18 protein-coding genes are annotated in these 19527 nt (G+C 64.9%); 3 read left to right on the top strand and 15 right to left on the bottom strand.

The window, feature by feature from the left end; translation table 11 throughout:
- Positions 1 to 20: 20 nt before the first annotated feature.
- The 4 genes from eno to BKY27_RS05215 form a co-directional block, all read right to left on the bottom strand.
- Positions 21 to 1295 (bottom strand): phosphopyruvate hydratase, encoded by a 1275-nt coding sequence (eno, locus tag BKY27_RS05230; protein WP_071673387.1) that lies wholly within the window; start codon positions 1293 to 1295, stop codon positions 21 to 23.
- 155 nt (positions 1296 to 1450) lie between these two features.
- Complete coding sequence (locus BKY27_RS05225) at positions 1451 to 2335, bottom strand: DMT family transporter (protein WP_071673386.1); 885 nt, start codon at positions 2333 to 2335, stop codon at positions 1451 to 1453.
- Positions 2336 to 2461: 126 nt separating this feature from the next.
- On the bottom strand, positions 2462 to 3322 hold the full coding sequence (locus BKY27_RS05220; protein WP_071673385.1) for a DMT family transporter: 861 nt from the start codon (positions 3320 to 3322) through the stop codon (positions 2462 to 2464).
- 38 nt (positions 3323 to 3360) lie between these two features.
- On the bottom strand, positions 3361 to 4629 hold the full coding sequence (locus tag BKY27_RS05215) for a cation:proton antiporter (protein WP_071673384.1): 1269 nt from the start codon (positions 4627 to 4629) through the stop codon (positions 3361 to 3363).
- A gap of 110 nt (positions 4630 to 4739) precedes the next feature.
- Between BKY27_RS05215 and BKY27_RS05210 the strand changes: the two genes are divergently transcribed.
- The gene (locus BKY27_RS05210; RefSeq protein WP_071673383.1) at positions 4740 to 5636 is read left to right on the top strand and encodes a DMT family transporter; all 897 of its coding nucleotides are present in this window, start codon (positions 4740 to 4742) and stop codon (positions 5634 to 5636) included.
- Here the strand turns inward: BKY27_RS05210 and BKY27_RS05205 are convergent.
- A complete protein-coding gene (locus BKY27_RS05205; protein WP_071673382.1) occupies positions 5605 to 6327 on the bottom strand; it encodes an endonuclease/exonuclease/phosphatase family protein in 723 nt (240 codons plus the stop codon). The two genes, BKY27_RS05210 and BKY27_RS05205, sit on opposite strands and share 32 nt — an antisense overlap.
- A 99-nt stretch (positions 6328 to 6426) precedes the next feature.
- Between BKY27_RS05205 and BKY27_RS05200 the strand changes: the two genes are divergently transcribed.
- A complete protein-coding gene (locus BKY27_RS05200) occupies positions 6427 to 7074 on the top strand; it encodes a hypothetical protein (RefSeq protein WP_071673381.1) in 648 nt (215 codons plus the stop codon).
- Here the strand turns inward: BKY27_RS05200 and BKY27_RS05195 are convergent, their stop codons facing one another.
- The 4 genes from BKY27_RS05195 to gltX all read right to left on the bottom strand — a co-directional run bounded on the left by BKY27_RS05195 (position 7075) and on the right by gltX (position 12513).
- The gene (locus BKY27_RS05195) at positions 7075 to 8517 is read right to left on the bottom strand and encodes a protein adenylyltransferase SelO (protein WP_071673380.1); all 1443 of its coding nucleotides are present in this window, start codon (positions 8515 to 8517) and stop codon (positions 7075 to 7077) included.
- A gap of 68 nt (positions 8518 to 8585) precedes the next feature.
- Complete coding sequence (locus BKY27_RS05190) at positions 8586 to 9524, bottom strand: nucleoside hydrolase (RefSeq protein ID WP_071673379.1); 939 nt, start codon at positions 9522 to 9524, stop codon at positions 8586 to 8588.
- A gap of 187 nt (positions 9525 to 9711) precedes the next feature.
- Positions 9712 to 11004, bottom strand: a complete 1293-nt coding sequence (gltA, locus tag BKY27_RS05185) for a citrate synthase (RefSeq protein ID WP_071673378.1) — start codon at positions 11002 to 11004, stop codon at positions 9712 to 9714.
- A gap of 105 nt (positions 11005 to 11109) precedes the next feature.
- A complete protein-coding gene (gene gltX / locus BKY27_RS05180; RefSeq protein WP_071673377.1) occupies positions 11110 to 12513 on the bottom strand; it encodes a glutamate--tRNA ligase in 1404 nt (467 codons plus the stop codon).
- A 119-nt stretch (positions 12514 to 12632) separates the two neighbouring features.
- On the opposite strand from gltX, the gene BKY27_RS05175 reads away from it, so the two are divergent.
- Entirely contained in the window at positions 12633 to 14735 is a 2103-nt protein-coding gene (locus BKY27_RS05175; RefSeq protein WP_071673376.1) for a ComEC/Rec2 family competence protein, read from the top strand.
- A 2-nt stretch (positions 14736 to 14737) separates the two neighbouring features.
- Here the strand turns inward: BKY27_RS05175 and lexA are convergent, their stop codons facing one another.
- From lexA to BKY27_RS05145, 6 genes are all read right to left on the bottom strand, one after another.
- Positions 14738 to 15424, bottom strand: a complete 687-nt coding sequence (gene lexA, locus BKY27_RS05170) for a transcriptional repressor LexA (RefSeq protein ID WP_071673375.1) — start codon at positions 15422 to 15424, stop codon at positions 14738 to 14740.
- A 79-nt stretch (positions 15425 to 15503) separates the two neighbouring features.
- A complete protein-coding gene (locus BKY27_RS05165) occupies positions 15504 to 16688 on the bottom strand; it encodes a molybdopterin molybdotransferase MoeA (RefSeq protein WP_071673374.1) in 1185 nt (394 codons plus the stop codon).
- Positions 16685 to 17581 carry a GIY-YIG nuclease family protein gene (locus tag BKY27_RS05160; protein ID WP_071673373.1) on the bottom strand — a complete coding sequence of 299 codons (897 nt, stop codon included), beginning with the start codon at positions 17579 to 17581 and terminating at the stop codon, positions 16685 to 16687. Before BKY27_RS05160 ends, BKY27_RS05165 begins: the two co-directional genes overlap by 4 nt.
- A complete protein-coding gene (gene moaC / locus BKY27_RS05155; protein ID WP_071673372.1) occupies positions 17578 to 18051 on the bottom strand; it encodes a cyclic pyranopterin monophosphate synthase MoaC in 474 nt (157 codons plus the stop codon). The genes BKY27_RS05160 and moaC overlap by 4 nt, the downstream gene beginning before the upstream one ends.
- On the bottom strand, positions 18051 to 18860 hold the full coding sequence (gene trpC / locus BKY27_RS05150) for an indole-3-glycerol phosphate synthase TrpC (protein ID WP_071673371.1): 810 nt from the start codon (positions 18858 to 18860) through the stop codon (positions 18051 to 18053). The genes moaC and trpC overlap by 1 nt, the downstream gene beginning before the upstream one ends.
- Complete coding sequence (locus BKY27_RS05145) at positions 18857 to 19522, bottom strand: uracil-DNA glycosylase (RefSeq protein WP_233491777.1); 666 nt, start codon at positions 19520 to 19522, stop codon at positions 18857 to 18859. Before BKY27_RS05145 ends, trpC begins: the two co-directional genes overlap by 4 nt.
- Positions 19523 to 19527 lie beyond the last annotated feature (5 nt).

Here is a 19527-nt window from a genome sequence, read left to right as displayed (position 1 = left end):
ATTCCGGGATTTCGGGTGGCTTAGCGCAGGATCGAGCGGCCTGCGTATTCAGCGGTCTCGCCCAGCATTTCCTCGATCCGGATCAGCTGGTTGTATTTCGCCAGCCGGTCGGACCGCGCCAGCGAGCCGGTCTTGATCTGGCCGCAGTTGGTGGCCACGGCGAGGTCGGCGATGGTGGCGTCCTCGGTCTCGCCCGAGCGGTGGCTCATCACGCAGGTCATGCGGTTGCGGTGTGCCAGTTCGACAGCGGCAAGCGTCTCGGTCAGGGTGCCGATCTGGTTGACCTTGACCAGCAGCGAGTTGGCCGCGTCCCGCTCGATCCCCATGGCCAGACGGGCCGGGTTGGTCACGAAGAGGTCGTCACCCACAAGCTGGATCTTGTCGCCAAGTTCGCGGGTCAGCAGGGTCCAGCCGTCCCAGTCATCTTCGGCGCAGCCATCCTCGATCGAGATGATCGGGTAATCGTTCACCAGCGCCTTGAGGTAGCCGACGTTTTCTGCGGCGGTCAGCGAGATGCCTTCCCCGGCCATCTCGTATTTGCCGTCCTTGAAATACTCGGTCGCGGCGCAGTCGAGGGCCAGGAAGATGTCTTCGCCCGGCTTGTAGCCCGCCTTTTCGATGGATTTCAGGATGAAATCGAGCGCCTCGCGGGTCGAGCCCAGATTGGGGGCAAAGCCGCCTTCGTCGCCAAGCCCGGTGGACAGGCCTGCGGCCGTCAGCTCTTTCTTCAGGGTGTGGAAGACTTCCGACCCCATGCGCACCGCGTCGCGGATATTGTCCGCGCTGACCGGCATGATCATGAATTCCTGAATGTCGATCGGGTTGTCCGCGTGCTCGCCGCCGTTGATGATGTTCATCATCGGAACGGGCAGAACACGGGCCGAGGTGCCGCCGACATAGCGATAAAGCGGCTGGCCGGTATAATCGGCGGCGGCCTTGGACACCGCCAGCGACACGCCAAGGATGGCGTTGGCGCCAAGGCGGCCCTTGTTCTCGGTTCCGTCCAGCTCACACATCGCGGCGTCGATGGCGGCCTGTTCGGTGGCGTCAAAGCCGACCAGAGCTTCGGCCAGTTCACCGTTCACGGCGGCCACGGCTTCCAGCACACCTTTGCCCATGTAGCGCGCCTTGTCGCCGTCCCGCTTTTCGACGGCCTCATGCACACCGGTCGACGCACCCGACGGCACGGCGGCGCGGCCCATGGTGCCGTCTTCCAGGATTACGTCGACTTCGACCGTCGGGTTGCCCCGGCTGTCGAGAATTTCGCGGCCGATGATGTCGATGATGATGCTCATAGGATCGGATCCTTGAAATAGAGAAGGGGTCGCGCAGAGCTATAGCAGGGACCAGCCGAAAGTAAACGGTCAATGGTAGCGCTAACGGCCTTTGTTTCATGGGCTACTGCGCGCCGGTGGCCGACTGTTTGCGCCAACAGCGGCAGCTTGAGACTTTACGCCGCAGCCCGCCGCGCGGCCCGCACAAGGGCGCGTTCGCGCAAGAAGGTATATAGCCCGGTGCCGATGATCAGCGCCGCGCCGAGAAGCGTCAGGGCGTCGGGCCGTTCGCCGAATACGAGGATGCCCGCGATCATCGAAAAGATCAGGCGCGTGTAGCGGAACGGCTGAACCGCCGACGCATCGGCCACCCGCATCGCCTGCACGATGGCGTAGTAGCCCGTGACCGAAAAGATCAGCGTCCCCGCCACCAGCCATAGCTGCTGCGGCTCGGGCGCGATCAGGCTTGCGCCCTGCAAGGGCAACAGCAGGGCGCCCGCAACAATCACCGCCGCAAAACCCTGAAACGATACCACGAGCGAGCTGACATCCCTTGTCACCAGCCGTGTGGTCAGGTCGCGCACAGCGACAGCGCCTACGCTGACCAGCACGAACAGCGCTGCCGGTTCGAACCCCGCCAGCCCCGGTCGAATGATCAGCAGGACGCCGGTAAAGCCAAGGCCGATCGCCGTCCACCTGCGCCAGCCGACCTGTTCGCCGAAAAACAGCGCAGCACCCATGGTGATGGCCAGTGGAGTGGCCTGAAACACGGCGGCGACCACCGAGATATCGACCAGCGACAACGAGGTGACGAAGGCCGTCGCTGCCACCGCTTCCGACGCAGCGCGGATCAGCGGGGCCGGGCGCCACGCGGCACGGGCCAGCAGCGATTGGCGGCGCAGGGTCGCCAGCAGGGCAAAGACGATGCTCGCGCCGATCCCCAGAAAGATCAGGATCTGCCCGGTCGGAAACCACCCCGACAGGATCTTGATCATCGCGTCTTCCGCCGTAAAGGCGGCCATGGCTGCGACGACCAGCAGGATGCCGTTGAGGTTGTTCATCTGGGCCTTGGCGGTTGTGGAAGGGGGTGCGGACATGCCAACCGCAAAGCGCGCCGTGGCGCAAGCGCGATTGCAGCAGCCGTCATGAATTTGCGTGATGGGCGTTATATGCGCCTTGAATGAGCACTAGCGGCGCAACCGCTCTCGCCACGCGGAATAAAGCCCCGCACACAGGATCATTGCCGCCCCCAGATAGGCGAGTCCATCGGGCCGTTCCCCGAACAGCGTCATGCCAAGGATCATCCCGAAGATCAGCCGCGAATAGCGAAACGGGGTTACGGCACCGATCTCTCCTACGCGCATGGCGGCGGTGATGGTGTAATAGCCCGCGACGGTGGCCAGGATAGTGAACCCAAGCCAGCCCCAGCCGACCACGCCCGGCCAGAGCGGCGGCTCGGTGAACGAGGTGACCAGCAGGCCGGTCGGCACCAGTGCAAAGAACCCCACGGTCGCCAGTTGCAGATTGTTCAATCCCTTGGGCGCGGCGCGGGTCGCCAGATCGCGGAACGCGAGGCCGAGCATGGCGACAATCACCCAGATCGTGTCAGGGTTGAAGCCGGCCAATCCGGGCCGCAGGATCACCAGCACGCCCACCAACCCGGTCAGGATCGCGCTCCAGCGATGCAGGCCGACGCGTTCGCCAAAGATCAGGGCGGCCCCCATCGTCACCACCAGCGGTGCGGCTTGCAAGATGGCGGTGGCCAGCGATAGCGGGTTGAGCGTGATCGCCAGAACCATGCCGGTCCCCGCCACGATTTCAGCCAGAAAACGCAGGCCCACGGCGGGGTGGAAAACCTCTCGCGGGAACAGCGGCAAGCCGCGCGCCCGTGTCCAGAGGGCGAAGATCAGCGTCCCCACGGCCCCCATCGTGCCCATGATCTGCCCCGGCGGCACGATGCCGGACAGGCTCTTGACCCCGACATCTCCAAGCGCGAAGGCGGCCATCGACAGGGTCATCAACAAGATGCCGCGCAGGTTGTCGTGCATGGGAAAGGCTCCGTTGGCGGACCGTGGCTTTGCGCCCCTCATGGATCGAGGTCAAGCTCCGGTTCGCGGCCCAGATGGCGGGCGAGGTTTCCAACCGTCAGGCCCTGTACGATGATCGAGAAAACCACGATCATGTAGGTCGCGCCGAGGATCAGGGGCTTCCACTCGCTATCGGGCAGGGACAACGCCAGTGCGACAGAAATCCCGCCCTTCAGCCCGCCCCATGTCATGATCGGGATCACGCCGGGCGAAAAGCCCCGGAACGGGCTCAGCGCATAGATCGGCAGGGCCACCGCCACGAAACGGGCAACGAGGGCCAGAACGATGGCTGCCGCCCCCGCCAGCAGGATGCCCTCTGAAAAGACGACCGCGAACACCTCGATCCCGATAAGCAAGAACAAGACCGCGTTCAGGATTTCGTCGATCAGGGACCAGAAACTGTCTACATGGGCGCGGGTTGCAACACTCATACCGCCCTTGGGGCCGGTGTGCCCGATCAGCAGACCGGCCACGACCGCCATGATCGGGGCCGACACATGCAGCGCGATGGCCAGTTCATAGCCGCCAAAGGCCAGGCCGAGGGTCAGGAGCACTTCCAGCGATGGGTCGTCGATCCGCCGCATCACCCGGAAGGTGAGCCAGCCAAGCGCGGTGCCAAGGACTGCACCGCCAAGCGCCTCTTGTGCGAAAAGCAGCGCCGCGTCGGCCAGATCAGCCTCGGCGCCGCCGCCATGGCCGCCGCCTTGCGCGAAGGCGAGCCCGACAAGGACAAGAAACACGACATAGCCCACACCATCGTTGAACAGGCTTTCGCCCGCGATCTTGGTTTCCAGCGATCTCGACAGACGCGCCGCGCGCAGCACCCCAAGCACCGCCACCGGATCGGTGGGGGTCACGATGACACCAAACACGAGGGCAACGAGGAACGGCATCCCGGTCAGCCAGGAAAACCCGGTGCCGATGATCACCGTGGACAGCCCGACGCCGATCGTGGCCATAAGCGCCACCACCCGCCACTGCCCGGCCAGATCCTCCAGCTTCACATGCAGCGCCCCGGCGAAGAGAAGCAGGCCGAGCATGCCTTCCAGAAGTGCTTGGGAAAAGTCGATTTCGGACACCAGCAGCCGGAGCTGATCGTCGATCGCGAATCCCGGCACGACCGCATCAAGCGCCATCGTGGCCAGCGACGCGGCCAGTGCGACCGCGAGGATTCCGATTGCTGCGGGCAGCTTAAGGAACAGGTAATTCACCGCGCCGAAGGCCCCCGCCAGCACGATCAGAAGCGAGGTGATTTGCAGAAGATTCATCTAGGAAATCCACGCCAAAGAAAGACTTGGCCCGGTTTACCATGCGGGTCCCCGGCTTGACAGCGCCGATTGTCCGGGGCTTGTGGGCACCACAGGCAGGAGGGCTCGGCATGGAGCGGAAATCATCAATCGACCTTTTTGGGGCGGTGTCGCTGACGCTGTTTGCCATCGTGCTTGGCGTCAATCAGGTGGCCATCAAGCTTGGCAATACGGGCTTTCAGCCGGTGTTCATGGCGGGGTTGCGTTCGCTCGGGGCGCTGATCGTCATGGTGTTGTGGATGAAGCTGCGCGGCGTGCCGATCCGAATCCGCCCCGGAACCTGGCCTTCAGGCCTGTTGCTGGGGCTGCTTTTCTCGCTGGAATTCTGTTGTCTCTTCTTTGCGCTTGACTGGACCACCGTCGCGCGGACGTCGATCCTGTTCTACACCATGCCGGTCTGGCTGGGGTTCGCCGCCCACTGGTTGCTGGATGGCGAGAAAATGTCGCCGATGAAACTGGCAGGGCAGGGGCTGGCCGTGGTGGGCGTCGCTATCGCGGTGTTCAATCGGGGTGGGGCGGGCGAGGCCTCGTTGCTGGGTGATGCGCTGGCTTTGGGGGCGGCGTTCTGCTGGGGCGGGATCGCACTGGTGGCGCGGCTTGGCGCGGTGCGGCAGACCCGGCCCGAGATGCAGCTTTTGTGGCAACTCATGGTTTCTGCCCCAATCCTGCTGCTGATTTCGCCGCTTTTCGGGCCGCTGATCCGCGACTTGCAGCCCTATCACTTCGGTTTGCTGCTGTTCCAGGTGGTGGCGGTGGCCTCGCTCGGCTTCCTGTTCTGGTTCTGGCTGCTGACGATCTATCCCGCCTCGTCTGTGGCGTCCTTCAGCTTTCTGACACCGATCCTCGGGGTGGCGCTTGGCTGGCTGGTGCTGGGCGAGCAGGTCGGGCCCGGCATCCTGATCGCGCTGGCGCTGGTCTGTGCGGGGCTGTTGCTGATCAACCGTCCCGTGAAAGGTCCGCCCAGATAGGCAGGTGATCTGAGCCGCGCCCGGCCTCGCCCCAGCGGCAGGCACCGGCTTGCACCAAGGACAGCCCCGGCCCGGTGGCCACCCGATCAAGCGCCGCCAAAGGGCGGCGCGCAGGAAAGCTGCGGCCGGGGCGGTGCAGGGTGAAAAACGGATCAAGCGGGGCAAACCCGGCCTGTGGCGACCATTCGTTGAGATCGCCGATCAAGACTGTCGGTGGCCCGGATCGCGCGTTCAGGGCAGCCATGATCAGGGTCATTTGCCGTTGCCGGTCTCGCCGCCGCAGGCCCAGATGCGTGGCCACCACCCGTAGCGTGCCCTTGGGGCCGTCCAATTCGGCCACAAGCGCACCGCGCCGCTCCAACCCCGGCAGGGCAAGGCGATCGAGATGCGTCAGCGTCCAGCCCGCCCCAAGCAGCAGTGCATTGCCGTGCCAGCCAAGACTGACACGGGTTTCAGCCACATCGACAGGCGTCATCCCGGCCTCGTCCCTGATCACGGTTGCAGACAGCGCAGCGGGGCGGGGCGGCAAGCGTTTGTCGGCCTCTTGCAGGGCCACCACGTCCGCGCCAAGCGCCGCAACCACCCGGGCGATGCGATGCGGGTTGCGACGGCGGTCCAGCCCGATGCATTTGCGGATGTTGTAGCTGGCGACGCGGATATGGGCCGGATCTGGCGGGGCGGGGTAGGGCATGGCTCCAGTGTGCCGCGCCCCTGCGCCGTGGCAAGCCCCTCCTTGCGCGTGGCGGCCCGTGCGTTATCGTCACGGGGCCGAAAGCCGACGGGCCACACCATGCAAACGCTGAAAAACCAAAGCCGGATCACCTACCTGATCTGGACCGGTCTGAGCATCGAGATCCTTGCGGCACTGCTGACCGGACGCTGGACGGCCGCCTTTGTTGCGGCGTCCACCCTGATGCTGTCGATGGGGCCGCTTTTCATGGCCTCGCGCCTGCATATTCGTCTGCCGCGCAGCCTGGTCGCGCTGGTGGTGATCTTCGTCTTCGCGTCGATCTTCCTTGGAGAGGCGTTCGATTTCTACGAGCGGGTCTGGTGGTGGGACATAGCGCTGCACGGGCTGTCCGCCATTGGGTTCGGGCTGGCAGGCTTTTTGGTCGTGTTCATCCTGTTCGAGGGCGACGCCTACGCCGCGCCGGCATGGGCCATGGGGCTATTGGCGGCGACGATCGGTATCACGTTCGGTGTCTTGTGGGAGATTTTCGAATTTTCCATGGACCAGGCCTTCGGACTCAACATGCAGAAATCGGGCTTGCCCGACACCATGGGCGACCTGATCGTCGATGTGATCGGCGCGGGCTTTGGTGGCGGCTTGGGGGCGCTCTACCTCAAGGGTCGTGCGCTCGGCTCGGTCGGGGCGATGGTGGATGAGTTCGTGACGCTCAACCGCCGCCTTTTTCGCAGGTTCCGCCGCAAGGAGTAATCAGGTGCCGCAAAAGGTCTGGCGCACCTCCTGATCCGGGGTTGGGGCAAGGGTCAGGTCTGCGGCTTCGGGCTGATCGTCGAAGGGGCGCGACAGCACCTCTGTCAATCGGTGGAACGGGGCGAAATCACCTGTCAGCCCGGCGGCGATGGCCTCTTCCACGCGGTGATTGCGGGGAATGAAGGCGGGGTTCGCGGCGCTCATGCGGGCGCGCCGCACGGATGCGTCCGCGCCCTTTGCTGTCAGACGCGCCTGCCAGCGGGGCAGCCATGCGTCCAAGGTGGCCGGGTCGACGAATTCCTCGCGCGCGGCTGTCGGATCGGCCCCTGACAGCGCCCGGAATGTGCGGGTAAAGTCCGCCCGCCCCTTGGCCATGCGCATCAGCAGGTCATAGGCCAGCCCGCCGTCATCCTCATCCAGATCCGCCAACCCGAGCTTGGCAGCGAAGACCGCTTCCCACGCGGTGCCGAACAGGTCGGCGAAGCCCTCGACCGCGCGGGTGGCGACAGCGACGGCATCCTTGTGGCTCATCCCCATGATCGGCAACAGCGCGGTGGCAAATTGCGCAAGGTTCCAGACCGCGATTTCGGGCTGCTTTCGATAGGCATAGCGACCCATCCGGTCGATCGAGGAAAACACCGTGTCCGGGTGATAGCCGTCCATGAAGGCGCAAGGGCCATAGTCGATGGTTTCCCCCGCGACGGACATGTTATCGGTATTCATCACGCCGTGGATGAACCCCACGCCCATCCACTGCGCGATCAGCCGCGCCTGCCGCGCCACGACTGCCGTCAGCAGGTCCAGGGGGGTGTCCGCCTCTGGGTAGTGCCGTGCAATGACATGACCTGCAAGCGCCTTGAGCGCCTCCTCGTCGCCGCGTGCCGCGAAGAACTGGAACGTGCCGACGCGGATGTGCGAACTGGCGACACGGGTCAGCACCGCCCCGGGAAGCGCCCGCTCCCGCTGCACCGGTTCACCCGTCAAGACCGCCGCCAGTGCCCGCGTGGTTGGGATGCCAAAGGCATGCATGGCTTCGGACACGATATATTCCCGCAGCACCGGCCCAAGCGCTGCGCGCCCGTCGCCCCGCCGCGAAAACGGCGTCGGGCCCGAGCCCTTGAGCTGGATATCCCGCCGCTGCCCGGTCCGGTCGAGGATTTCGCCCAGCAAGATCGCCCGCCCGTCGCCTAGTTGCGGCACCCACCCGCCGAATTGGTGCCCGGCATAGGCCTGCGCCAGCGGTGTCGCGCCGTCGGGCACCCTGTTTCCGGCCAGCATCGCCACACCGTCGGGGCGGCGAAGCGCCTCGGGATCGAGGCCAAGAGCCTCGGCAAGGGGCGCGTTCAACGCGATCATGGCAGGATCGGCCACGGGAGTCGGAGCCAAGGGCGCAAAGAAGCGCGACGGCAGGCGGGCATAGGAATTGTCGAACGCGATCTGCATGGGAAATGTCCTTTCCCCCTAGACCTAGGGTTTCGCGGTCAGGATGCCAGAGGGGGTATTGGATCGGATCACAGGCGACCGATGCGCTCGGTCAGCAGCGAAAAGAATCCGTCGGCATCCACATCGCCCATGAACATCGCATTGGGCGCGCGGTCGGTCACGCGCCACCAGTCTGCGACGGTCATGCCTCGGGTCAGGTCAGAGCGGGTTTCGATCTCGACATTGATGTGCCGTCCGGTGAACAGCTCGGGCCGGATCAGGTAGGCGATCACGGTCGGGTCATGTAGTGGTGCGCCATCGGAGCCGTATTTTTCCTTGTCGAAACGCTCGAAGAAATCCGTCCAGTCCGCCACGATCCGCCCCGGTTCCGTCCCGAGCGCGCGGAACGCGGCGCTGCGCGCCGGGGTGACGAGCACCTTATGCGTCACGTCCAATGGCATCACGGTCAGAGGTACGCCTGATTTAAACACGATTTCAGCGGCTTCCGGGTCTACGTAAATGTTGAACTCCGCCGCCGGGGTGATGTTGCCTACCTCGAAATAGGCCCCGCCCATCAGCACGATCTCCTTGATGCGCGGCGCGATGTCGGGCGCCTGTTGCAGCGCCGTGGCGATATTGGTCAGCGGCCCCAAGGGGCACAACGTGACCGTGCCAGCGGGATTGTCGCGCAGGGTGCGGATCAGGAAATCCACGCCATGCGCCTGTTGCAAGGGCATGGTCGGTGCGGGCAGGTCGGGGCCATCGAGGCCGGTCTTGCCGTGGACGTGCTCTGCCGTGACAAGGCTGTGGGCAAGCGGGCGGTCGCAACCTGCGAAAACCCTGACCTCCGGCCGACCCGCCACTTCGCAGGTCTTGCGGGCATTTTCCTGCGTCAACGCGAGGGGCACGTTGCCCGCAACCGCGGTGATGCCGAGCAGGTCAATCTCTTCCGGGCTGGCCAGCGCCAGCAGGATGGCGACCGCGTCATCCTGTCCGGGGTCGGTGTCGATGATGATTTTCCGGGGCATGGCTGGTCCTTTGTCACGCCCGGGCAGCGTAGTCGCGGCGCGCGCAGTTGCAACGGTTCGCCGTGAGTATTTTTGCCAAGAAGAAGGGGGACGCGCGCGTTAAGGTTAACGGCGGTCCGGTAACATCCCGGCAAGGAAAAAGGCCGCCCGGCTGGGGGGCGGCCTTTGTTTGTCGGACCAGATCCGCTCAGCGGTTCTCGATATCCACGTAATCGCGGTAGGTTGCACCGGTATAAAGCTGGCGCGGGCGGCCGATCTTGCCTTTGGGGTCGGCGATCATTTCCTTCCACTGCGAAATCCAGCCGACGGTGCGCGACAGCGCGAAGATCGGCGTGAACATCGACGTCGGGAAGCCCATGGCCTCCAGGATGATGCCGGAATAGAAATCGACATTCGGGAAGAGCTTTTTCTCGGCGAAATACGCGTCTTCCAGCGCGATGCGTTCCAGTTCCTTGGCGACTTGCAGCAGCGGGTTGTTTTCCACGCCGAGCAGGTCCAGCACCTCGTCCGCCGATTGCTTCATCACCTTCGCGCGCGGGTCGAAGTTCTTGTAGACCCGGTGACCGAATCCCATCAGGCGGAACGGATCTTCCTTGTCCTTGGCGCGTGCGATGAATTCGGGAATGCGGTCGACCGAGCCGATTTCCTTGAGCATTTCAAGGCAAGCCTGGTTGGCGCCGCCATGGGCGGGGCCCCAGAGGCAGGCGATGCCGGCGGCGATACAGGCAAATGGGTTGGCCCCGGAAGACCCCGCCAGGCGCACGGTCGAGGTCGAGGCGTTCTGTTCGTGATCCGCATGCAGGGTAAAGATCCGGTCCATCGCCCGGCTCAGGATCGGGTCGGGCTGATATTCCTCGGCCGGGACGGCAAAGCACATGCGCAGGAAGTTCGACGCGTAGTCGAGGTCGTTGCGCGGATACACGAAGGGCTGGCCGATCGAATACTTGTAGGCCATCGCGGCGATGGTCGGCAGTTTGGCGATCAGGCGGATGGACGCGACTTCGCGCTGCCACGGGTCCGAAATATCGGTCGAGTCGTGATAGAAGGCCGACATTGCGCCGACAACGCCGACCATGGTTGCCATCGGGTGTGCATCGCGCCGGAACCCGCGGAAGAAGTTGTGCATCTGCTCGTGCACCATCGTGTGATTGGTCACACGCGCTTCGAAATCTTCCAGCTGCGCGGCGGTCGGCAGTTCCCCGTAGAGCAGCAGGTAGCACACTTCGAGATAGTGGGATTTTCCGGCCAACTGATCGATCGGATAGCCGCGATGCAGCAGAACGCCCGCGTCGCCATCAATATAGGTGATGGTGGATTCGCAAGCCGAGGTCGAGGTAAAGCCGGGATCGTGGGTGAACACGCCGGCCTGGCCATAGAGCTTGGTGATGTCGATCACGTCGGGTCCGGCACTGGGCGAGTGCATCGGCAACTCGAAGGTCTTGTTGTCGAATGTCAGAGTCGCGGTCTTGCTGTCTGCCATGTGAGTCCCTCTCAATATTCGCCGGCGTTGAACCGCTGGCGGTGGTCACCGGGACCGGTTTCCCGGGCCCTTCATTCGCAGGCAGCCTCGACGTCAGATCTGTCGTCAGTCGGCTGCGGCCTCCGTCAGGCGGGCGATCGTCTCTTCCCTGCCGATGACGAGCATCATGTCGAAAACGCTTGGGCTGACCGGGCGGCCGGCCAGAGCGGCGCGAAGCGCCGGGGCCAGCTTGCCCAGTTTCAGTCCGTGGCCGTCCGCCACCTGGGACACAATCGCTTCCAGCGTATCGCGTGTCCAGCTAGCATTTTGCAACTGCGGCGTCAATTCTGTCAGTATACCACGGGATACATCATCCAGCGCCTTGCGCGATTTTTCATCCCGGTCAAGTGGTCGACTGATAAGGACAAAATGCGCTTTTTCAATAATTTGCGGCAAAGATTTCGCCCGATCCTTGAGGCAATACATCGCAGCGGACAGCCCATCTTTCTGCACCTGCGAAAGGGTGGGTTGCTGCGTTGCCGCCAAGAACCGTTCGATCTCGTTCACCAGATCGTCATCGGCCATCCGGCCAATGTGATAGCTCGACACGTGGTCGAGCTTCTTGAAGTCCAGCCGCGCGGGCGATTTGCCGATTCCCTTGAGGTCGAACCAGTCTTTCGCCTGCGCGTCGTCGAACAACTCGTCGTCGCCGTGGCTCCAGCCCAGGCGGGCAAGGTAGTTTCGCATCGCGGCGGGCGGATACCCCATGGCGGCATATTCCTCGACCCCGAGCGCCCCGTGGCGCTTGGACAGCTTCTTGCCATCGGGCCCGTGGATCAGTGGAATATGCGCCCAGACCGGCTGCGGCCACCCCATCGCGGCATAGATCTGCGCTTGGCGCGCGGCGTTGTTGAGGTGATCGTCCCCCCGGATGACGTGCGTTACGCCCATATCATGATCGTCGACCACCACCGCCAGCATGTAGGTAGGTGTGCCGTCCGAGCGTAACAGGATCATGTCATCCAGTTGATCGTTGCGGATCGTGACATCGCCCTGCACCTCGTCCTTGACCAGTGTCATGCCCTCGCGCGGGGCCTTGAGGCGGACGACGTGGGGCAGGTCCGGCTGCTGTGACTCGGGCGTGTCGCGCCACGGGCTGAGGAACAGGGTCGAGCGCCCCTCGGCCTTGGCGGCGTCGCGGAAGGCGGCAATTTCTTCCTGCGTCGAAAAGCACTTGTAGGCGTGCCCGTTTGCCAGCATCTCGCGCGCCACCTCGGCATGGCGTTCGCGCTGCTCGAACTGGCTGGTCGGCGCACCATCCCAGTCGAGGCCGAGCCATGTCAGCCCGGTCAGGATCGCTTGCGTCGCCTCGGGGGTTGAGCGGGCGCGGTCGGTATCCTCGATCCGCAATAGGAACCGGCCACCGCGCCCGCGGGCATAGAGCCAGTTGAACAACGCCGTGCGCGCGCCGCCGATATGCAGGAAGCCGGTGGGCGAGGGGGCAAAGCGGGTCACGACTTGGGTGGTCATGGGGGCGTCCTTTCGGTGGCGTCCGGCGCGGCGGGCGGGGCGCGTTAACGGTTTGGCAACCATGCGGTCGCAGACTTGGCTTTGCGCGTGTTTAGGCAAGGCCGGAAAGGGTGGCAAGGGTGCGGCTGTGGCAGAGGATCAATGCAGCCCAACAGGCGCAACGAGGGTATTTGCTGCCGTGGTCGCCGGTTTGCCTGGCTCTGGGCGTCGCGCTCTTTTTCGCGCTGCCGTGTGACCCTGCGCCGTGGCACTATCTCGGGGGCATCACGTCGGCTATTGTGGCAGCCATCATTGGCCGAAAGTGGCGGGAACAGGCCGGGCCGCTGGCCACTGCCCTTGTTCTGGTCGTGGTGGGGCTGTGCCTTGCCGGTCTGCGAAGCCAGATGGTGGCGGGTCCGGTGCTGGAGTTTCGCTACTATGGCCCGATCGAGGGCAGGATCGTGGCGGTGGATCGCTCGGCCTCTGACCGGCTGCGCCTGACGCTTGATCGGGTGGTGCTGGCCCGGACCGATCCAGACCGCGTGCCGCGGCGGGTGCGGGTGTCATTGCATGGCGACCAGGGGTTTTTCACCCCCGAGCCGGGGGCAACCGTGGCCATGACCGGCCACCTGAGCGCCCCGGAAGGTCCGGGGGAACCCGGCGGTTTCGATTTTCAACGCCACGCGTGGTTTCTGGGAATCGGCGCCGTGGGCTATACCCGCACCCCCGCCCTGTTGATGGCGCCCCGGCCCGAAGGTGACATGCGGCTGGCGCATCTGCGGATGCACCTGTCGCAGGCCATACGCGCGCGGATCGGGGGGGAAGCCGGCGCTTTTGCCGCGGCCGTGTTGACCGGGGATCGCTCGGCCGTGCCACTGGCGACGATGCAGGCGCTGCGCGACAGCAATATAGCGCATCTTCTGGCCATTTCCGGGCTGCATATGGGGCTGCTGACTGGCTTCGTGTTTTTGTGTCTGCGCGCCGGGATGGCCCTGATCGCGCCACTGGCGCTGCGGGTGCCGACCAAGAAGATCGCGGCGGTGGGGGCGCTGGCGTCGGGGGCATTCTACCTTGCCTTGTCGGGGGGCAACGTCGCCACCGAACGCGCCTTCATCCAGATCGCGGTGATGTTCGTTGCGGTGCTGCTGGACCGGCGCGCGGTGACCCTGCGCTCGGTGGCGATTGCCGCGATGATCGTGTTGGCGCATCGGCCCGAGTCGCTGCTTGGACCCGGCTTCCAGATGAGCTTTGCCGCAACGACCGCATTGGTTGCGGTGTTCAACGGGTTGAAGGGCGTGGCCTGTTTGCAGGACCGCCCGCGCTGGATGCGGGCGGTGACCGGGGTCGTCCTGTCCTCCGTCGTGGCGGGGCTTGCCACTGCACCGTTCGCCGCGGCGCAGTTCAACCGGCTGGCGGTGTTCGGGTTGGCGGCGAACCTGCTGACGGTGCCGGTCATGGGGAGCCTCGTCATTCCCGCCGCAGTTGTGGCGCTGCTCCTTTGGCCGGTCGGGGCCGAAGGGATTGGTTTTGCCGTCATGGAACTGGGGATCGACTGGATTCTGTCCGTGGCCCGCCATGTTGCCGCGACCCCCGGCGCGCTGCGGCATGTGGTGATGCCGCCTGCCGCCGTGTTGCCGCTGGTGGCGGGCGGGGCCTTGGCGGTGATCCTCTGGCACGGGCGCGGGCGGTGGCTTGGGCTGCTGCCGGGCATGGTGGCGCTATGGCTCTGGATCGGTGCAGAGCGTCCAGAGCTTTTGATCTCGTCCTCCGGGCGGCTTGCCGGGGCGGCGACCGAGGCGGGCCGCAGCCTCAGCCGTGCCCGTGGCGATGGGTTCGTGGCCGGGCTTTGGCTGGAAAACGATGGTGACAGCGCCGATCAGGCAGAGGCTGCGGCCCGCGACGGGTGGACCCAGGACGGGGCGGGGCAGGTGGCGCTGCTTGGCGATTGGAGTGTCTGGCATGGCGTCGGGCGCCGTGCGGCGCGTGATCTGGCACGGGCCTGCGCGCTGCACGATCTGGTCATCACCTCGGAGGAGGAGGCGCAGGGCGTCGGGCAGCCGTTGCCTGTGGGTGCCCCACCGGTGTCCGGCGCGGCCATGGCCGAGGCGCCGATCGCGTCTTGCTGGGTGATTGGTCCGGACCTGCTGGCACGCACGGGCGCACTGGCTGTTCGCATGGGCGACGGGGGGGGCGTCATCAGCACCGCGCGCGCGGTGCAGGGGGACCGCCCTTGGGTGCGATAACCTCAGTAGGTGCGGATCAGGCCCACGAGACGGCCTTGCACAGTGACCTGGTCTTGTCGCAGCATCCGGGTCTGGTAGGCGGGGTTGGCGGCCTCCAATGCGATCATGTTGCCCTTCTTGCGAAAGCGCTTCAGCGTCGCCTCGTAGCCTTCGACAAGGGCCACGACAATATCGCCATTATCGGCGGTCGACCCCTCTTCGATCACCACGATATCGCCCTCGTTGATCCCGGCCTCGATCATCGAGTCGCCTTTGACCTCAAGCGCGTAATGGGATTTCCCGGTGCCCAGCATCTGTTGCGGCACCGCGACATGGGTGGCCACCTCGCTGATCGCCTCGATCGGGGTGCCGGCGGCGATGCGGCCCATCACTGGCAGGTCCATCGCGGCGGCGCCCGAAACAGGCAGCGCGTCGCGCGGCGGGCTGCCACGGTCGCCCTCGATCACGCGGGGGGTAAATCCGCCGCCTTCAAGACTGTCGGGCAGCTTCACGATTTCGATGGCCCGCGCCCTGTGGGCCAGACGCCGGATGAAACCGCGCTCTTCCAGTGCCGTAATCAGCCGGTGGATTCCAGATTTCGAACGCAGGTCCAGCGCCTCTTTCATTTCGTCGAACGAGGGTGGCACGCCGTCGCGTTGCACGCGGCGGTGGATGAAGGTCAAAAGGTCCAGCTGTTTCTTGGTCAGCATCGGCTGGCCTCCCTCACGAAAATCACTTTTGTTCAGTGTATGTTCTGCCACTGTTCTTGCTTCGTGTCAATCCCGGTGCTCAAAGACGCAGGATATCCACAACCGTTCCGGCAGAAAGCGGGCCTTGCCCGGCGGGGCGGATCAAGAGCGCGTCGGACCCTGCCAGAACCCGCAGCAAGGCAGAGTCCTGGCTCTCGGCGGGGCGGATGCCGGGCAGGCGCGTGCCTTGGCCAAGGGTGGCGCGCATATAGTGTTCGCGTGGTCCGTTGGCGGGCAGATCGACAACCAATTCGGCCTGTTCGCGCGGGACCGGGGCCGCCCCGAGGCCGAGAAAGGCCCGGATCATCGGGATCATGAAAATGTGGCCGCAAACCATCGAAGACACCGGGTTTCCGGGCAGCCCAAGCAGCGCCGCGCTGCCCATGCGGCCAGCCATCAGCGGTTTGCCCGGACGCAGGGCGACCTTGTAGAAGCTACGTTCCAACCCTTGCCCAAGCGCAACCTGACCCACCAGATCGTGGTCGCCGACGGACGCGCCACCGATGGTCACGATCAGGTCGGCATCAGTGGCCAGTCCCAGCACGGTTTCAAGGCTTGCCACGGTGTCGCGGGCGATCGGCAGCAGCCGGGCCTCGGCCCCGGCCTGTTCCGCCATCGCCTTGAGACCATAGGAATTGGACGCGACGATCTGGTCGGCGCGGGGCGTTTCACCGGGCTGGACCAGTTCGTCACCGGTGGCAATCAGGGCCACAACGGGTTTGCGGGCCACCGGCAGGGTGGGCAGGTTCATCGACGCGGCAAGGGCAATATCGGCGGGGCGCAGCACGCGCGGTGCGTCGATACGGTCACCGATGCGGAAATCTCCGCCCGTGGCGCGGATATTGGCCCCGTCGCCAAGACTGTCGGTCAGGGTGATACGGTCCCCGTCCCGTGCAACGTCTTCCTGGATCACGACGCGTGTGGCCCCGGCGGGCACCGGCGCGCCGGTAAAGATGCGCACGGTCTGACCGGGTTCGACCGTTCCGCCCCAAGCATGACCGGCGGCGGCCTCTCCCAACACCGTGAAACGGGCCCCCGGTTTGGCGTCGTCCCCGATCAGGGCGTAGCCGTCCATGGCAGATGACGCGAAGGGCGGCTGATCCCGCCGCGCCTCGACCGGCTTGACCAAGACACGCCCGACCGCTTCGGCAAGCGCCACGTCCTCGGGCGGCAACGGCTTGGTTAGCGCCAGACAGGCGGCGAGGGCCTCTTCTACCGATATCATGGGGTGTCCTTCGCGATCTGTTCAGTTTCCCAATCGGCGTAGGTGCGACCGTCAGGCAGTTTCCATGCGGTTCGCCCGTTTGACGAGCGACCAGAGACGACGGCCGCCGCAGCGGACGGGCTGGAAAAGGCGTAGTCCTCGGTCATAACTGCCGTGCCGTCTGTCTTTTGAATAATTCCCTTTTCCACAAGTGACTCATGCAATTCCCGATAGTTCGCGGCGTGTTTTGGATTGCCGACCCAAACCGACCGAACTTGAGATCCGGCTTTCACGACCAACTCACCGTCTGCGAGCTCGCCAACTGCATCTACGCCATGTCGAGGCACCAAAAGGTGGAACACAGATTTGGTGGTTGGCAGGGAGGTCGAGCCATGATCTTTTAGTGCGGCGCGCCGACCGCTCTGGAACAAATCCACCCGGATGGCGGGAAGCACCATGTAAAGCGTATCGAGAAAGCTCTCCATGTTGGCGACAGCCGCCTCGTTCAGACTTGCCCCGGTCGGCTGATTGCCGTTTTCCATCCGCATTGCCGCCGCTTCACGTGCTGCTGCGACGAGACGGCTTTCTAGGTATTTTACATGCGCTTTGTGCAATCCGTCACCCGTCGTCGTGACGAGGACGGCCACATCCCACCAGTCCTTTTCGCGGGCATGTTGACCGATGCGGCGGGCCATGTCCTCTGCCTCGCCGATGTATGCCAGCGGTCCATCTCCGTCCTGCCCCAGCAGCAGATAAACGCCCGTCTGGTTGGCCTGCGGGCGACGCAACCCGTCAGCAAGGCGGGTGCGCGGTATTCTCAGCACATGGCCGGTCCAATTGAAGACCTCTGCCGTCAACATGCCGTCCGGTTTGCCATCGACAAAATACAACTCCAACGACCGACCGCTGGTCATGCCTCGTACCGCCCGGACTTGCCGCCATCCTTCAACAACACCCGGATGCCACCGATCTCCATGGCCTTGTCCACGGCTTTTACCATGTCATAGACCGTCAGCGCGGCGGTAGAGACGGCCGTCAATGCCTCCATTTCCACGCCGGTCTGGCCACCGGTCTTGACGGTGGCCGCGATGCGGATGCCGGGCAGGGCGGGGTCGGCTTCCAGTTCCAGCGCCACCTTGGTGATCGGCAGAGGGTGGCACAATGGAATGAGATCAGATGTCTTCTTGGCCCCCATGATGCCCGCCAGCCGCGCCACGCCGATCACGTCGCCCTTCTTGGCCGCGCCGGAGGAGATCGCCTCCAGCGTTTCTGGGGCCATTCTTACGTAGCCCTCGGCCACCGCGATCCGGGCGGTCACGGGCTTGTCGGAGACGTCCACCATATGGGCGCGGCCGTCCTTGTCGAAATGGGTCAGATCCGCCATCAGCGCCCCGCTTGCAAAGGGTTGGCAAGCAGCGTGCGGGTCGCGTTTTCCACATCGTCCTGGCGCATCAGGCTTTCGCCAATCAGAAAGCTGCGCGCGCCGTAGCGGGCGATTTCGGCCAGATCCTCGGGCGTGTTCAGGCCGGACTCCGAAACGATCAGGCGGTCGGGCGGGATCTGGCGCACCAGCGTCTTGGTCACGTCAAGCGAGGTGGCGAAGGTGTTGAGGTCGCGGTTGTTGATGCCGATCATCCGCGACGTCAGGCGCAAGGCGCGCTCCAGCTCGTCGGCGTTGTGCACCTCGATCAACGCGTCCATACCCCAGTGGGTCGCGGCCTCTTCCAGCTCTTGCGCCTGTGCGTCCGAGACCGTGGCCATGATGATCAGGATGCAGTCGGCGCCAAGGGCGCGCGCCTCGACCACCTGGTAGGGGTCGTAGAGGAAATCCTTGCGCAACACCGGCAGGTCCACTTCGGCGCGCGCTGCGACAAGGTAGTCGTCCGCGCCCTGAAAGGACGGCGTGTCGGTCAGCACCGAAAGACAGGTCGCCCCCCCGGCCTGATATGCCCGCGCCAACGCAGGCGGGTCGAAATCGGGACGGATCAAGCCCTTGGACGGGCTCGCTTTCTTGATTTCGGCGATCAGGCCATAGCCTTCGGTCGAGGCGGTCTTCAAAGCATCGGCGAAGGGTCGCACCGGGGGCGCGGCATTGGCGGCGGTCTCTATTTCGGCCAGCGGGCGGGCGTCCTTGCGGGCGGCCACGTCTTCCAGCTTGTAGGCCTTGATCTTGTCGAGAATGCTGTCGGTCATGATGCTGTCGGGTCCGTCCAGTTGATGGTGGCCAGTCCTTGTGTTTGTAACCAGTTATTCGCCCGAGAGAAGGGGCGCGCGCCGAAAAATCCGCGATAGGCGGAGAGAGGCGAAGGGTGCGGGGCCTCCAGTTTCAGGTTCGGCGGCGCCGCGATGGCGGCGGCGGCTTTCTGCGCGGGTTTCCCCCAGAGAAGATAGACGCGCGGCTGTGCATCTCTGGCCAGAAGGTCCAGAACCTGCCCCGTCAGGTGCTGCCAGCCAAGCTTGGTGTGGCCATTGGCATCGCCCGCCGGAACGGTCAGCACGGTATTGAGCAGCAAGACCCCCTGCCGCGCCCAGAACCGCAGGTCGCCGTTTGGCGGGCAGGCGCCGAGGTCATCCGTCATCTCGCGAAAAATATTGGCCAGCGATTTCGGCAGCGGGCGCACTCCCGGCTCGACCGAGAAGGCCAGGCCGTGGGCGTGGCCGGGTGTGGGGTAGGGGTCTTGGCCCAGGATTATCACGCGGGTGGCCTCGGGCGGGCAGGCCTCCAACGCGGCGAAAACCCTGTCGCGCGCAGGCAGCCATGGGCGCGGTTCGGCGTTCAGGGCCGCTTCGATCCCGGGCAGGGTCTCGGCGAAGACGGGCAGGTTGGCCCACGGGCCAAGGCGGGTTAGGTCCAAGTGCA

The sequence above is a fragment of the Nioella nitratireducens genome (assembly GCF_001879715.1).
GTDB lineage: Bacteria > Pseudomonadota > Alphaproteobacteria > Rhodobacterales > Rhodobacteraceae > Nioella > Nioella nitratireducens.
Note: the sequence above shows the minus strand (reverse complement) of the source record. Positions and strands in the feature narration are given on the sequence as shown.

Coding starts and splice junctions, on each gene's coding strand:
- eno (WP_071673387.1), bottom strand. CDS start 1,295: ATGAGCATCATCATCGACATCATCGGCCGCGAAATTCTCGACAGCCGG.
- BKY27_RS05225 (WP_071673386.1), bottom strand. CDS start 2,335: ATGAACAACCTCAACGGCATCCTGCTGGTCGTCGCAGCCATGGCCGCC.
- BKY27_RS05220 (WP_071673385.1), bottom strand. CDS start 3,322: ATGCACGACAACCTGCGCGGCATCTTGTTGATGACCCTGTCGATGGCC.
- BKY27_RS05215 (WP_071673384.1), bottom strand. CDS start 4,629: ATGAATCTTCTGCAAATCACCTCGCTTCTGATCGTGCTGGCGGGGGCC.
- BKY27_RS05210 (WP_071673383.1), top strand. CDS start 4,740: ATGGAGCGGAAATCATCAATCGACCTTTTTGGGGCGGTGTCGCTGACG.
- BKY27_RS05205 (WP_071673382.1), bottom strand. CDS start 6,327: ATGCCCTACCCCGCCCCGCCAGATCCGGCCCATATCCGCGTCGCCAGC.
- BKY27_RS05200 (WP_071673381.1), top strand. CDS start 6,427: ATGCAAACGCTGAAAAACCAAAGCCGGATCACCTACCTGATCTGGACC.
- BKY27_RS05195 (WP_071673380.1), bottom strand. CDS start 8,517: ATGCAGATCGCGTTCGACAATTCCTATGCCCGCCTGCCGTCGCGCTTC.
- BKY27_RS05190 (WP_071673379.1), bottom strand. CDS start 9,524: ATGCCCCGGAAAATCATCATCGACACCGACCCCGGACAGGATGACGCG.
- gltA (WP_071673378.1), bottom strand. CDS start 11,004: ATGGCAGACAGCAAGACCGCGACTCTGACATTCGACAACAAGACCTTC.
- gltX (WP_071673377.1), bottom strand. CDS start 12,513: ATGACCACCCAAGTCGTGACCCGCTTTGCCCCCTCGCCCACCGGCTTC.
- lexA (WP_071673375.1), bottom strand. CDS start 15,424: ATGCTGACCAAGAAACAGCTGGACCTTTTGACCTTCATCCACCGCCGC.
- BKY27_RS05165 (WP_071673374.1), bottom strand. CDS start 16,688: ATGATATCGGTAGAAGAGGCCCTCGCCGCCTGTCTGGCGCTAACCAAG.
- BKY27_RS05160 (WP_071673373.1), bottom strand. CDS start 17,581: ATGACCAGCGGTCGGTCGTTGGAGTTGTATTTTGTCGATGGCAAACCG.
- moaC (WP_071673372.1), bottom strand. CDS start 18,051: ATGGCGGATCTGACCCATTTCGACAAGGACGGCCGCGCCCATATGGTG.
- trpC (WP_071673371.1), bottom strand. CDS start 18,860: ATGACCGACAGCATTCTCGACAAGATCAAGGCCTACAAGCTGGAAGAC.